Here is a 13,795-nt window from a genome sequence, read left to right on the forward strand (position 1 = left end):
CTCGGGTTTTTATTTAATCCGCAAGATTGAGCCGCACGGTGTGCGCTACGTTTTAGTGAGTAGTCAGCAACTGGTCGAGGAGTTTCTCTTGGGTGACGGCGAGATGCTCGCTGAACGTCGCCACTGAAATTCCCAGTTCCGACGCGACCGCCGCCGAGTCCGCTCGTTTCGGACGGGCGAAGTACCCCATCTCGTGGACCGTTTGCAGCACTTCGTACTGGTGGTCGGTGAACGCCTGACGATTCACGAACAGGAGTCGCCGTCGAGCAGTCGGGGTCGACTGCGTCAGCCGTTGTACTCGCACCGTGTCGCAGCAGGCCTGAAGGTCGGTGACTATCGACTGTAGCGTCCGCACGTTTGGCGCGATAAACGACAGAGAGAGCGACCCCGAGTCGGCGCGAACTTCCCGAACGGGACAATCGTGGTCGGGGATGCGACCGCAGGGACAGTCGCCAGCCCGATTCACGAACCGATACACCGACCGTGTCTCGTCGGCGAACACCCGCTCTACGTCCTCGAGCGTTCCTTCCTCGGCGGCCGTCCGGTCGACGGTGACGTCGCCCACGACGGCACCGCCTCGGGACTCCGTCCGTCGGTCGACGACGACGGACTCGATCTCGAAGTTCTCGCTCATAGACGCGGCGGGACACCCTTCGACACCGCTCACTGCGGTCTGTGCGTGGATTCCGCCGTCCATAGCTCGAAGGAGGGCCTGCTCGGTATAAGTCGACCGTGAAACATCTCTTACGTCGCGACTGTTAGAGACGTGTCGATACACAGCTACACCTGCGATGGATCTTCGTTCACCTCGCATTCGTCGGGACGCGAAGGCCAGCGGTCGCTACTCGTCGAACAGTTCGTCGTGTCTGTCGACCAAGTTACCGTACTCGCCGGAAGAGTACGTGGAGAAAATCTCCTCGGCGCTGATCTGCTCTTCGGAGAGCGGCGTGACGCGGGCCGGGACGCCACGGATGAACGACTCGGCGGGGATGTCGTACTGTTCGGGTATCACCGCACCCGCGGCGACGACGCTCCCCGCGCCGACGCGGACGCCGGTGTTCACCGTCGAGTTGAATCCGACGAGCGACCCTTCTTCGACCGTCGCCTCGTTGATGACCGCGCCGTGGCCGACCATCACCCGGTCGCCGACCGTCGACGCGTGGACGACGGCGTTGTCGCCGATGTGTGATTCGCGGCCGATTCTGACCGGTCCGATGTCGCCGCGGAGGACGACGCCGGGCCAGACGCTGGCGTCGGCGTCGACGACCACGTCGCCGACGAGCGTCGACTCGCGGCTCACGTCGGCGTCTTCGTGGATCTCCGGTTCGACTCCCTCGAAACTGTAGTGGCGTCTGTCGGGCATAGGGGTGTGGACAGAACCGACGGGTAAAGCCGTTCACCCGACGAGACGCCGATGACGAAAGAAAGAGAGAGTGGCGAGGGTGGAAAGGAGGGGCGAAAGGCGACCGGGACTAACGCTCCTGAGAGATGCCCAAGGCGGTGGTGGTCCAATCGCCCGTGATGGGTCGACCAGTGGTCACCGGAGAAGGGCCGACCGCGGATTGTCGCTCGGCGGTGAGGCTCCTGTGGCGACTCGCGGAAACCGAGAGTTCGCCGGGTAGTTCGCGGTCGGCGGACCGAAGAGGAGAGGTGAGGGGAATGACGGGGTACGTGAACTTATTGTTCGGCTGTCGGGCCTGCCGGAATCGTCCGGTCGAGGCGAAACGACCACAGTCAACGTCGTGAACTCGACTACTTCGCTTTGAGATTATGCACGACGTCTAGTCGCTCGACGATTTCGGCCGTCGGTTCCAGCGCCGCTGCGATGGCATCGGCGGATTTGTACGCCATCGGCGCTTCGTCGAGTACCGACTCGACGACCGACTCCGAGTAGATGCCGTCCATCGCCTCGTCGAACTCGTCGAGCGAGAGCGTCTCGAAGGCGGCGGTCCGACTCATCACCCGGCCCGCGCCGTGTGGAGCCGTCGAGTGGTACGCCTCGTTGCCTTTCCCGCGGGCGAGTATCGACCCGTCGGCCATGTTGAACGGGACGACCAGTCGCTGCCCCTCCCGCGCCGGGGTCGCTCCCTTTCGGATCGTCAGGTCGCGGAAGTCGATGAAGTTGTGCGTCGACTGGAAGCGGTCGACGGCGTCGACGCCGAGCGCCTCGCAGACGGCGTCGCTCATCCGGTCGCGGTTCCACCGGGCGTACTGCTGGGCGAACAGCATGTCGACGAAGTAGCCGTGGGCCTCTCTCCCTTCCAGCCAGTCGAGGTCGGACTGCGGGCGGTCCCCGTCGGTCGATGGTCGGATGCCGGCGAGTCTGTCGAACGCGTGCTCGATGTCCTTCCCGTCGAACGCCTCGCGGACGCGGTCTTTGCGGATGAACGACTCTCCTTTCCCGCCGGTAACCCACTCGAAGAGGTCTGCGTCGCTCACCGTCTCCGGGTCGAACTTCAGGAAGCGCTCGTCGCCCTCGGCGATGGACTCGCGGATGACGTCGGCGGCGCGATACTCGGAGGCTCGACGCTGCCAGTACTGCGCGACCGCCAGTCCGAGGTACCGAGAGCCGCTGTGGATGACGAGCCAGTACTCACCCGAGTCGCGCGTGTGAGCGAACTCGACGAAGTGGTTGCCGCCGCCGAGCGTTCCCGCGCTCTGGATGATGTGGCCCATCGACGGGCGGCGGCCCGCGAGCACGCGCCGGCAGAGAGACTTGAAGTACTCCCCGTCGTAGCCGTCGAACTCGAACTCGATGGGGTCGATCGGCTCGCCGAACTGCTCGCGGTAGGCGGCGTCGAACCGCTCGAAGCGCTCGTTCGTCCGCTCGAACGGGAACTCATCGACGAGGTGCGGCGCGTCGTCGTAGTCGTGGACGTCCTGTCCCATCGGGACGGCGTCGCGGACGCGCCGCTCGCGTTCGGCGTCCGACAGCGGGAGGTCGTCGCCGAGGTTCGTCGCACACATCCCGCATCCGATGTCGACGCCGACGATGTTCGGGACGACTCGCTCGCCCAACGGCATCGTGAATCCGATCGGTGCACCCGCCCCCCAGTGGGTGTCCGGCATCACGCGCACTGGTTCGGTGAACGCCGGGTGATCGACGAGCGTCTGTATCTGCTCCAAACAGCCGTCCTCGACGAGACTCTCGTCGTCGACCATCACGCGGGCAGTGGTGTACTCCCCGGTCAACTCTATCGGCATGGTTCCTATCCGTTGCTCGCAGTGGTCGGTTATCAACTTGGCCCGTGTGAGAGATTCTACTGCACGGTGTCGACAGACCACGGGAGCTGAGAGTGGCTCGGCAAACTTGTTATCAGGATTGTAATGAAATATTTTATGAATAACAAAAAATCAGAACGATAGCGTGCCACCTTTATGCTCGAACCCTCTTATCGTCCTCGTATGTCCAGAGTCGAACTGACGCTGCCGGACGATCTCTCCGACCGTATCGATCTGCTCGTCGAACAGGGGGAGTTCCTGACTCGCCAGAAAGCCATGGAGGAGTTGCTCTCGATGGGTATCTCCACGTACGACACCGTCGAGGACGACGACCCCCAGATGGAGGAAGGACTGTTCAACCAGGCGGTGACCGATCAAAAGGATCCGGCCATGCGCGACGAGGGCGACGAGCAAACCTTCTGACCGATTCCGCGTATCCTTTTCGGGTGTCTGCGTCTGAATCGAGTGAGTCATCCACCCATGACATACGTTAGCAAAGATTTAGGTAGTAGGACCGCTAACCAGTTACCGTAACAGAACGAAACGATGCCCTCAATAACCAACGACGCGCCAACGGTCGAACTCGAACTGAGCCTCGAAGAGCAGTGGGTGGTCCACCACGTCCTCACCGAGTATATTGACGTCGCAAGCGGCGATGACACGGAACTTCCGAAGCCGGTCGTCGAAATCGCCCTCGCCGAGAAGGTCGAAGCGGGGACGTTCGCGTTCACCGCCTTCGAACTGGAGAAACTCCGGTTCAGATGTCGGTTCCACGCGCGAAACGACACCGCGCCCGACGCCGACCGACCGGTGGCGCGAGCGTTGGCCGACCGAATCGACCGCGTCCACGGAGAGTCGGTTCTTCGGTAGCGAGCGGTCTCTCGGCGACTCTCATTGCAAACACCGAGCGAGAATCCGAAGGAGCGACGCGCGGGCGTCGGGGCGATACTGTTCGTAATCGCGGCAGCAATCAGCAACGCGCTGGTGCGCAGCGTCGATGGAAGTTGGTTCATCCTCGACAGCACATCCGGATCGTGGCGGCGGTGCCCGAACTGGTAGGCGTCGGGCTCGTCGTCACTGCCAGACGAGAGTGATTGGTCGACTCCGGAACAGTCGCTATGAGGGTTACGACTCGACGACGACGGCACCTTTCATCCCCAGTTCGCGATGTGGTGTACAGTAGTACAGATACGTTCCCGGTTCGTCGGCGGTGTACTCGAACGTCGCGTCGCCGGTAGAGTACAGTTGACTCTCGAACGCTCCGTCCTGTTCGACGACATTGTGCGCGCCGCTGGCGGCGACCCACTCCCAGACGACGGTCGTTCCCGGAGAGACGCGAACCGCCGCCGGGTCGTAGGCGTACGGTCCGTTCGCGGAGTCAGCACCCACTCTGACAGTGACGCGGTCGGTCCCCGTTTCGTCGACGATGCCGTCGTAGTTGCGTCCGTCACTCATCCACTCGTCGACCGTGGCCTTCGAATCGGCGGCGTCGCCGCCGGCGGTCGAATCGGAGCCCTCGGAGTCGTCGGAACCGGTGGAACCGACGGATTCGTTCGTCCCGTCACCACCGCCCGGAGTCGACGACGTCTCGTCGAGACACCCCGCGAACGACGCACCGCCGGTTACCGCCGCGAGCGCGAGAACTCGGCGGCGCGTCATCCCCGTGTCGGAGTCCAAAAAAGCGTTCGAGACCATGTGCGGGCTTCGACGAACAGCACTCATAACGCTTCCTAAGCGTGCACGTGAGGGTGTAGCCCGGTCGTCGAAAATAGTATGTGAGCGGATATGCTCGTGGAGTCTGTTCGTCTTCGCGGCCCTCCTTGCGACCGGACTGCTCGTCGTCGCCGGACTGCTGTTCATCGGCGACGAGAGCCTACTGAACTCTGGTCGCGTCGATGCGCGAGATGAACGGATTCGCCTGGTCGACGGTCGTCCCCTGAACGACCATCGTCACCGATGTACCGTCCGTGATGCCTTGCAGCACCGCCCCTTCGGCGATGGCCTTCGGGAACGGAAGCGGCGGAATTCCCGGTGCGACCACCGTCGGTGCGTTGACGAGATTCGGCACGACGGCCTTGTCGCGATGGGAGTTGACGAGCGTTCCGGAGAACTCGGTCAGTTGCTGGTTACCCTGAATCTCCCAGTACTGCAACAAGAGCGGACCGGGATTCGGGTTCGGAATCGTCGGGTCGAACGGGACTTCCGAGACGGCCGCAGACCAGACGTCGACGGCCCCCGGAGCGCTCTTGTCGTCGGCCCCGGCGACGAGGTTGAACGGGTTCGTTTCGACGGAGACGCCGTCGGAGACGGGTGCAGAGGCTATGAACGTCGCCGAGTGCTGGAACGACTGGATTCCGAGCGACTGCCCGGAGAGCGGGTCGATGGTGTCGATGTCGGTGGACTGCGTCCCGACGAACACCTGGCTGGCGTTCTGGGCTGTGACGGATGCTATCGACGTCCCGCCGAGTGTACCGAGCGCCAAGAGACCCCCAGAGGCCCGAAGGAACGTCCGGCGTGACATCGGGGACGTCGACGGACGAGTCTGTCGTGGTGTAATGGTAGTAGATACCATGATAGCGTAACGACCGCCATAACAATCAATATTCTTACATTACAGCACATCGGATACTCAGACAGCTGAACCAAATCTGGCGAGAGGAGAGTCTAACGCGCGAATGACATCATCCGACGAGTTCCACTGTCGACACTGACATCGTTTAAAGAGCTGTCACACAGACAAGGTTTGGTCTCCAGATTCGCCTCTCATCGGTCTGTGTCGTTGACGACGGGAGACGGAACACCGTTTTCACCTCGGGCGACGAATGGTGCACGTGAACGACGAGGGTTCCCGACCAGCACGGACGCGAGACGACTCCTCACGGCTCGTCGGCGCGAACGGACACCGGCGTGTCGTCATGAACCCGACGAGCGGCGGGGGCGAGCACATAGAGACAGTTCACGCGCTGGCCGACGAGTACGGATACGACGTCGTCGAGACCACTGGACCGGGAGACGCGACGACGCTTGCACGCGCGGCCGTCGAGGACGACGTTCGTCGACTCGCCGTCGCCGGAGGAGATGGAACCCTTCACGAAGTCGTCACGGGACTGTTCGAAGCCGACGCGCTCGATGACGTGACTATCGGTATCGTTCCCGTCGGGACCGCCAACATCTTCGCGCGAAACGTCGGCGTCGAAGATATGGAATCGGGGTTCAATCTCCTCGAAAACGGCGAGAAGCGGCGAATCGACCTCGGGATGGCGGGCGAGGAACCGTTTATCGTCTCGGCGGTCGCCGGACTGACCGCCGAAGCCAGTACAGCGACGAACACCGAGCTGAAAGAACGTCTCGGATCGCTCGCGTTTCTCTACACGGGTATCAAGAAGTCGATGGAGTTCGAGAGCCTGCAGTTAGAGGTCGAAGCGATCTCGCAGGGCGAGGAGACGACGTGGAGCGGGGAAGCGCTCTGTGCGCTCGTCGGCAACGTCCGACAGTTCGCCAAAGAAGGCGGGCAGGCGAACAGCGAGGACGGACTGTTCGACGTCGTCATCGTCGAGGAGATGCCGCCGCAGAACGTTCTCGCCGAGGCCGCTGCCCATCGTGTGTTCGGCAAAGGAACGGAACACGTCGTCCACCTCCGCGCGAGTCAACTGACCGTCGAGGGACGGACGAGCGAGACAATCGTGTTCAGTCTCGACGGTGAAGTGAGCAATCACGAACAGCTTGTCCTCTACTCCAAACCGCGGACGCTCTCAGTAGCTGTCGGCCCGACCTACGAATCAAACCCTCACTGAGGGGCGGTAACTACGCCAGAGTCGACTCTCTGACCGGTCGTCGCGTCGAGAAATGGAGTCGGAGGCCGAGAGAACAACGCTATGAGTTATCAAAAACTCCGAACGGGCCCGTCACTCCAGCGAGACGTACTGGTTCTCCCAGTCTCGTCGCGTCCGAAGGCTCTCGCGTCCCTTCTCGGTTATCGCGTAGTAGTTGGTTCGGCGGTCTATCGGACCCTTATCGACGTACGATTTGTTCACGAGCGTGTCGAGATTCGGGTACAGTCGGCCGTGGTTGATCTCACCCTCGACGTACTCTTCTAACTCAGTTTTCACTTCTTGGCCCGACGGTTGTTCTTTGCCTGCGATTACCCACAGCAGGTCGCGTTGAAAGCCGCTGAGGTCGTTCATAGGCTACCGAACCAGAGTCCTACGTAAAGTTGCTCGTAAAGTCGTGTTTCGCATACAATTATTGAAATTGATAAATGACGGAGCTTCAGTCGACCACTCGCCGTCGGTCGATTCGGAGAGATACCGCCGGTCCGGTAATGACAAGCAGTACTCTCATGATATCCGTAATTTATCCGTTAGTTGACTGTCGAAGTGTACCTGATCTCGCCCAATCTGGTGTCAAGGGGGAAGTGGATTCACGTCTGCTGACTTCGACAGTCGCGATACTATACCTTGCAGCCCTACAAACTGTGCGAATTCGCGGAACGTCAACGTTCGGCAACTTCGTCTCGGAGGCGTTCGCGCAGTCGTAGTCGATTCCAGACACCGCGAGCACACCCCGCCATTCCCCTTCAAATCCGTCAATCTCCCGCAGTCGCAGGTTCACTGAGGCTGTAGCCGTCGCCCCATCTGACGACGATGCCGCCGGCGACCGCAGCGACGCCGAGCGCGACGACGGCGATGGATGCGAACGCGACTCGGAAACCGAACACTTCGATGAGGACGCCGAAAAGCGGCGGTGCGACGGTGCTGCCGACCATGATGCCAACAGTGACGACGGCGAAGTTCCGCCCGAGGTCCGCCCGTGCCGAGAGGACGTCCGCCAGTTTGTCGCGGGCAGGTGTGCTCAGACTCCCGACGCTCCCGCCGACCACAGCGGCGACGACGGCGGCGGACGGCGGGAGGACGAACGACGCGAGCAGCACGACGAACGCGGCGACGAGGACGTAGCTACCCAGGATGAGCGGAGCGGGCGCAAAGCGGTCCGAGAGGTCGCCGCCGACGAGCATGAACACTGCTCCGACGCCGAACATCACCGAGAGGGTGAGACTCGCCGTCGACGATTCCACGCCGTATCCCTGCTCGAGCAACGTGACGACGAACGACGTGATTCCCCACATCGCCGTCGAGGCGACGAGCGCCAACAGTCCGAGTGCGAGGATCTTCGGCGAGTCGAGCAACGCGACGACCCCCGAACGCAGTCTGTCTGCCAGCGACGGCGTCTCCGTCGACGTCGCGTCTCCCCCTGCGACTGAATCGTTTACTACGTTCGGGCGACGGACGGTCCGGGGAACGTATCGAAGTAGGACGAACACCGCGAGAATTGCGTACAGCAGTCCGACGCCCCCGATGACGGCGAACGCGTGCCGCCAACTCAGGCCCGTAATCGAGGTGAGCGCGACGATGACCACCGGCGGGGCGGCGAAGCCGACGTTGCCCGCGAATCCGTGGACGCTGAACACTCGACCGCGATTCGTCTTCGTCGTCGCATCCGCGAGAAGCGGGTAATGTGCGGGATGGTGGCCGGCGACGCCGACGCCGAGCAGAATTTGTCCGACCAAGAGCCACTCGAACGTCGGTGCGGCCGCGAGAACGAACGCCCCGAGACTGCCGAGAACGAGACAGAGACTCAGCGTGAGCGTACGGTCGTACGTGTCCGAGAGATAGCCGAACGGCAGCTGAAAGACGGTGTTGACGAACGCTTGCGCACCCATCGCGAACCCGAGCGTCGCAAGCGTCACGTCGAACTCCGTCGCCAACACGCCGAGAATCGGCGGAAAGAGCACGAGATACATATGGTTGATGACGTGCGACCCGCTCACCAGACTCAAGACGACGAGCGCCTCTCGGGGGAGCGTCCGCAGCGAACGGAACGACATGCGGGACCGGTAGCGTTCTTGGCAGTTAGTTCTGCGTGAACCGGAAGGAGACTCCGTGCCTGCGGCGAACGGGACGCGAGGTCCGTGCGGCACTCATTTTATCCGACCGGACGTAGCCGAGCGAACGTGAGTCGAACCCGCCGAATCGAGGTAAGCGAAGGAAGTCCAGAGGGAACGAACAGCGCCTACGTCCTCCCGGACCGCGGCGTTCTCATCGACCCGGGCCCGCCGGCCGACGGGGCGTGGGACCGTCTCGTCTCCGGCATCGGTGAGGCCGGCCTCGAACTCGCGGACGTGTCGTCCGTTCTCGTCACCCACTGGCACGCCGACCACGCCGGACTCGCACCACGACTCTGTGAGGCGAGCGGCGCGACGCTCTACATGCACGAGGACGATGCACCGTTCGTCGCAGACTACGCGACGGCGAGAGCGAATCGAGTGAGGCGAGACGCGCGGCGACTGACCGAATGGGGCGTCCCCGAGGAAACCGTCGACGCGGTAGTCGAAGGAGATAGACCGTCTCCGATGCCCGAAGAGTATCCGGTGGAAGCACTCACCGACGGCGACGCCGTCGCGGGGGTCGAAACGGTTCACACGCCCGGACACACGCTCGGTCACGCCGCATTCGTCGCAAACGGTGAGGAAGGCAGCGGCGATTCGCTGTTCGTCGGTGACGCGGTGTTGCCCACCTACACTCCGAACGTCGACGGCAGCGACACCCGCGTCGACGACGCGCTTCAGACGTACCGAGAGACGTTAATTCGACTCCGAGAGCACGCCAAGACGTCGAATCTACCGGAGACGGCGTACCCGGGCCACGGGTCCCTACTATCGCTCGTCTCGCGCATCGACGAGATTCTATCACATCACGAGACGCGGACGGAGCGGATGTACGACTGCGTCGAGGAACACGGTCCGCTCACCCCGTGGCAGGTTGCCACCCACCTGTTTGGCGAGATGCAGGGAATCCACGTGAAGATGGGCGCCGGTGAGGCGGCCGCACACCTCTCGACGTTGGCGTCGACTGGACGCATCGAGCGGATGGGCGAGGAACGTGTCGTCTACGCGGTCGAATCGTAACGCGAACTCCGGTGAATTCGGACGACGGACCGACACCCTCGCAAGAAGGTCACTCCTCGATAGGTGCGAACTTCGCGCCGTACCGCGGCACGCCCTCCTGCTCGTACAGTTTCCGGACGACCGCCCGAACCTCGTCGCCGACCCCGACCGTTCCGGAGTCGACGTCCGTCAGTTGCGCCGGCAGCGTGACCGACTCGCCCCCGTGTTCGAGTTCGACGAGCGCGACGTCGTACGCCCCGTCGCGTCGCTGCTGTTCGGCGAACTCCGGCGGCGCGCCGCCGTAGCCGATAGCGGTGACCGCACGGACGAGACCGGTTCGAGAGAGTTCGACGCGTTCGAACTCGACGCGGCGGTGGCAGGTTCCGCACGCGCCCTCCGGCGGGAACGTGAGCGCCTCGCATTTCGGACAGCGGCCGGCCGCGAGCCGGTAGCGCTGGTCGAGCGAGCGCTGCCAGGTGGGGAGGCTGACGTGTGCGCCGCCGCCGGCGACGTCGACAGTGCCGACGTAGCCGCGCTCGCGGAGGTACTGAGGATACGTAACCGCGGAGCCACCATCGAGTGCAGCGTCGAGTCCGCTTTCGACCCGACCCTCGAACAGCATCGCCGTCGCGCCGCCACCGCTACCGAAGAAGACCGCAAGCGTCCGGTCCTCGTCGTCCGCGGCGTCGAACGCGGCAGCGAGTCCGAGTGGAACACCTGCCGCGCCCGCATCGCCGATCCGGCCGACGACGGTCCCTCGTGCGAGCGCCTCACGAGGAATCGATAGGTTCCCCGTCGCACGCGAGGGCATCCGAGCGTCGGGTTGGAACACCGCTGCGCCGTCGACGGCGGCGTCGTCGAAGTCGACGCCGTTGACGTTCCCGGCTAATCGTTCGGCCGCACTCGTCACGCTCTCTCGAATCGTGTTTCGCTCGTAACCGGTGATGTCGAGTCCGCGCAGTTCGTCGGTGCCGCGTTCGCGGTAACTGATGCCCGCGAGTTCGTCGACGTGACTTGCCGAACCGAGCCGTTCGACGGACCCCGATTCGGTGAGGAGAAACGCCGCGGCACCCGCACCGAAAGGATGGTCTGCGTCCGCCGGGTCGCCGCGGGGAGCGTCGGCGGCGACGACGAGGGCGGGGCCGTCGGCGTCGAACCCCGAATCGAGGGCCTGCGCTCCCGCGAGCGTACTCTGTGTGAACGTCCGCGTCGTCGTCGACGGCGGTAGTCCGAGCGCGCGGACGAGTCGCGGGGCTATCTCCTCCGTATCGAGTGGCGGTGTGGTCGTCGCCAGAGAAATCACGGAGATGTCGGCCGCGGCGACCGACCCGCGAGTCAGCGCCGACTCCGCTGCTTCGACGGCGAGCGTCAGTGCGTCTTCGTCGGCTGCCGCGACGGTTTTCTCCTCGATTCCGGCACCCGAGTACCGACCCCACGCGTCGGCGATTTCGGCCGTCGAAATTCGGAGTCGCGGGAGTGCGACCCCGACGGCGGCGATTCGGTTCATCGCTCACCCCCGTCGGCCCGCTCGAACAGGTGGACCGTCGCACCGCCGCCGCTGCCGCCCACGTTGTGCGCGAGGCCGTATCGCGGACTGTCGACCTGCGTGTGCGCCTCACCGCGGAGTTGTTCGAATATCTCTGTGATTTGGCCGGTGCCGGTCGCGCCGATGGGGTGACCCTTCGATTTCAAACCACCGGAGGTGTTGACCGGGAGTTCGCCGTCGGGGTCGGTGACGCCCTCGCGGAGCAGCGTGGCGCTCTCGCCGGCGGCGCAGAAGCCGAGATCCTCGTAGGCGACGAGTTCGGCGATGGCGAAGCAGTCGTGGACTTCCGCGACGTCGACGTCGCTCGGACCGATTTCGGCTTCGTCGTAGGCGGCTTCGGCGGCGCGGCGAGTCGCGGGAATGCTCGTGAACGTGTCGCGCTGAAAGAGACCGACGTGGCCGCTCGACGCACCCATTCCGGCGACGCGGACCGGGTCGTCGCTGAGTTCGAAGGCCACCTCTTCGCTGGCGACGATGACGGCGCTCGCGCCGTCGGTCGTCGGACAGCAATGATAGAGATTCAGCGGGTCGGCGACCGTCGGCGCGGCCATCGCATCCTCCAGCGAACACTCGAAGCCGAGGTGAGCGTTCGGATTCCGTGCGCCGTTGGCGTGGTTCTTCACGGCGACGCGCGAGAGATCCTCCGTGGTCGTTCCGTACTCGTTCATGTGGGCGCTGGCCATCTGGGCGTACACGCCGGAAAAGGTCGTCCCCGAGAGACGCTCCCACTCCGTCTCGCCGCTGACGCCGAGCCACCACTTCGTGTGGTCCGAACTCGTATCGGTCATCACCTCGTATCCGCCGGCCAGCGCCACGTCGGCCAGTCCCGCTCGGACCGACGCGACGGCGCTTCTGAAGGCGTAGCCGCTGGCGGCACAGGCGTTCTCGACGCGTGTCGTCGGGATGCCGTGGAGACCGACGTGTTCGGTCACCGCCGGCCCGCTCAGGCCGAGTTGGCGGCCACCGACGCCGAGCGTGCCCACGAACGCCTCGTCGATTCGCTTGGGGTCGAACTCGGCGTCGACGCTCGCCGTCGCGCAGTCGAACGCCGTCTCGAACAGGGAGCGATAGCTCTCGTCGGGAAACGACCCGAACGGTGACTGCCCCGCGCCGACGACGTACGCCTCTGTCATATCCCGAGAAGGGACCGAGACCGAGAAAAAACCATAGGACGCGACGAAGGCCGGGCTTTCGGTCAGATCGCGAAATGGGAGGCCACGTTTAACATCGACCGCTCGGTGGGTTCCGCATGGTACGCACCGAAGTCGATGGACGCGTGTGGGCGCTCACGTTCGACCGTCCGGAGGCGCGAAACGCGTTCACCGAGTCGACGGCGCGGGAGTTGGTCGCGGCGCTCGAAGCGGCGGCGGACGACGACGCGCGGGCGGTCGTTCTCACCGGCGAAGGCAAAGCGTTCAGCGCGGGCGGCGACCTCGAAGCGATGCGCGACCGAGAGGAGACGCCCGCGGAGGCGTACACCCGCGTCAGCGAGACGCTCAACGCCGTCGTCGAGACGGTTCTCACGGCACCGTACCCGGTCGTCGCAAAGGTCAACGGTGACGCCGTCGGTGCGGGGACGAACGTCGCCGCCGCCTGCGACTTCGTCGTCGCCGACGAGCGCGCCCGGTTCGGCGAAGTCTTCGTCAACGTCGGCCTCATTCCCGACAGCGGCGGGACCGTGCTCTTACCGCAGTTGGTGGGCCTCCGCCGGGCGAAGGAGCTGACGATGACCGGGCGACTGTTCGACGCCGAGGAGGCGCTGGAGATGGGCCTTATCAACGACGTCGTTTCGAGCGACGAGTTAGACGACGCCGTCTCGGAGCTGCTCGACACGCTCGCGTCGAAGCCGACCGAGACGCTCGCGTTGATAAAACGTGGACTGCACGAGAACGTCGGTCGACCGTTCCGCGACGGGCTCGACCGCGAAGCGCATCTCCAAGTACAGGCGTACGGGACCGAGTCGCACACGGAGGGCGTCGACGCGTTCCTGGAGGGTCGGTCACCGACGTTCGAGTAGCACACGCGAGCGTGGGGTCTATCCACCTCAGACGAACGACTCGAACATACAAAGTCGGCGGTGTCGC

14 protein-coding genes are annotated in these 13,795 nt (G+C 64.0%); 5 read left to right on the forward strand and 9 right to left on the reverse strand.

Annotation, left to right across the window (positions count from 1 at the left end; genetic code table 11):
- Positions 1 to 52: 52 nt before the first annotated feature.
- The 3 genes from LAQ73_RS16750 to LAQ73_RS16760 all read right to left on the reverse strand — a co-directional run bounded on the left by LAQ73_RS16750 (position 53) and on the right by LAQ73_RS16760 (position 3,204).
- Positions 53 to 697: a helix-turn-helix domain-containing protein gene (locus LAQ73_RS16750; protein ID WP_224270836.1), complete on the reverse strand. Its 645-nt coding sequence runs from the start codon at positions 695 to 697 to the stop codon at positions 53 to 55.
- A gap of 144 nt (positions 698 to 841) precedes the next feature.
- Positions 842 to 1,363: a gamma carbonic anhydrase family protein gene (locus LAQ73_RS16755; RefSeq protein WP_224270837.1), complete on the reverse strand. Its 522-nt coding sequence runs from the start codon at positions 1,361 to 1,363 to the stop codon at positions 842 to 844.
- Between the two features lie 389 nt (positions 1,364 to 1,752).
- On the reverse strand, positions 1,753 to 3,204 hold the full coding sequence (locus LAQ73_RS16760) for an RtcB family protein (protein ID WP_224270838.1): 1,452 nt from the start codon (positions 3,202 to 3,204) through the stop codon (positions 1,753 to 1,755).
- A 201-nt stretch (positions 3,205 to 3,405) separates the two neighbouring features.
- Here LAQ73_RS16760 and LAQ73_RS16765 point away from each other — a divergent pair, with 201 nt between their 5' ends.
- Together LAQ73_RS16765 and LAQ73_RS16770 are read left to right on the forward strand one after the other, a co-directional pair.
- Positions 3,406 to 3,645, forward strand: a complete 240-nt coding sequence (locus LAQ73_RS16765) for a DUF7120 family protein (RefSeq protein WP_224270839.1) — start codon at positions 3,406 to 3,408, stop codon at positions 3,643 to 3,645.
- 123 nt (positions 3,646 to 3,768) lie between these two features.
- The gene (locus tag LAQ73_RS16770) at positions 3,769 to 4,092 is read left to right on the forward strand and encodes a DUF7853 family protein (RefSeq protein ID WP_224270840.1); all 324 of its coding nucleotides are present in this window, start codon (positions 3,769 to 3,771) and stop codon (positions 4,090 to 4,092) included.
- Positions 4,093 to 4,347: 255 nt separating this feature from the next.
- Here LAQ73_RS16770 and LAQ73_RS16775 read toward each other — a convergent pair whose 3' ends face one another.
- The gene (locus LAQ73_RS16775) at positions 4,348 to 4,917 is read right to left on the reverse strand and encodes a halocyanin domain-containing protein (RefSeq protein ID WP_224270841.1); all 570 of its coding nucleotides are present in this window, start codon (positions 4,915 to 4,917) and stop codon (positions 4,348 to 4,350) included.
- A 178-nt stretch (positions 4,918 to 5,095) separates the two neighbouring features.
- Positions 5,096 to 5,743, reverse strand: a complete 648-nt coding sequence (locus LAQ73_RS16780) for a hypothetical protein (protein ID WP_224270842.1) — start codon at positions 5,741 to 5,743, stop codon at positions 5,096 to 5,098.
- 301 nt (positions 5,744 to 6,044) lie between these two features.
- On the opposite strand from LAQ73_RS16780, the gene LAQ73_RS16785 reads away from it, so the two are divergent.
- Entirely contained in the window at positions 6,045 to 7,016 is a 972-nt protein-coding gene (locus tag LAQ73_RS16785) for a diacylglycerol/lipid kinase family protein (protein ID WP_425601138.1), read from the forward strand.
- A 111-nt stretch (positions 7,017 to 7,127) separates the two neighbouring features.
- Here LAQ73_RS16785 and LAQ73_RS16790 read toward each other — a convergent pair whose 3' ends face one another.
- Entirely contained in the window at positions 7,128 to 7,406 is a 279-nt protein-coding gene (locus LAQ73_RS16790; RefSeq protein ID WP_224270844.1) for a PadR family transcriptional regulator, read from the reverse strand.
- A gap of 401 nt (positions 7,407 to 7,807) precedes the next feature.
- On the reverse strand, positions 7,808 to 9,106 hold the full coding sequence (locus tag LAQ73_RS16795; RefSeq protein ID WP_224270845.1) for an MFS transporter: 1,299 nt from the start codon (positions 9,104 to 9,106) through the stop codon (positions 7,808 to 7,810).
- Positions 9,107 to 9,232: 126 nt separating this feature from the next.
- Between LAQ73_RS16795 and LAQ73_RS16800 the strand changes: the two genes are divergently transcribed.
- Positions 9,233 to 10,186, forward strand: a complete 954-nt coding sequence (locus LAQ73_RS16800) for an MBL fold metallo-hydrolase (RefSeq protein ID WP_224270846.1) — start codon at positions 9,233 to 9,235, stop codon at positions 10,184 to 10,186.
- 49 nt (positions 10,187 to 10,235) lie between these two features.
- On the opposite strand, the gene LAQ73_RS16805 is transcribed toward LAQ73_RS16800, so the two are convergent.
- Both LAQ73_RS16805 and LAQ73_RS16810 read right to left on the reverse strand, forming a co-directional pair.
- Positions 10,236 to 11,672: a zinc ribbon domain-containing protein gene (locus LAQ73_RS16805; protein ID WP_224270847.1), complete on the reverse strand. Its 1,437-nt coding sequence runs from the start codon at positions 11,670 to 11,672 to the stop codon at positions 10,236 to 10,238.
- The gene (locus tag LAQ73_RS16810; protein WP_224270848.1) at positions 11,669 to 12,844 is read right to left on the reverse strand and encodes a thiolase domain-containing protein; all 1,176 of its coding nucleotides are present in this window, start codon (positions 12,842 to 12,844) and stop codon (positions 11,669 to 11,671) included. The genes LAQ73_RS16805 and LAQ73_RS16810 overlap by 4 nt, the downstream gene beginning before the upstream one ends.
- Positions 12,845 to 12,960: 116 nt before the next feature.
- On the opposite strand from LAQ73_RS16810, the gene LAQ73_RS16815 reads away from it, so the two are divergent.
- Positions 12,961 to 13,728, forward strand: a complete 768-nt coding sequence (locus tag LAQ73_RS16815) for an enoyl-CoA hydratase/isomerase family protein (RefSeq protein WP_224270849.1) — start codon at positions 12,961 to 12,963, stop codon at positions 13,726 to 13,728.
- The last annotated feature ends 67 nt before the right edge of the window (positions 13,729 to 13,795 follow it).

It is taken from the genome of Haloprofundus salinisoli (assembly GCF_020097815.1).
Classification (GTDB): Archaea; Halobacteriota; Halobacteria; order Halobacteriales; family Haloferacaceae; genus Haloprofundus; species Haloprofundus salinisoli.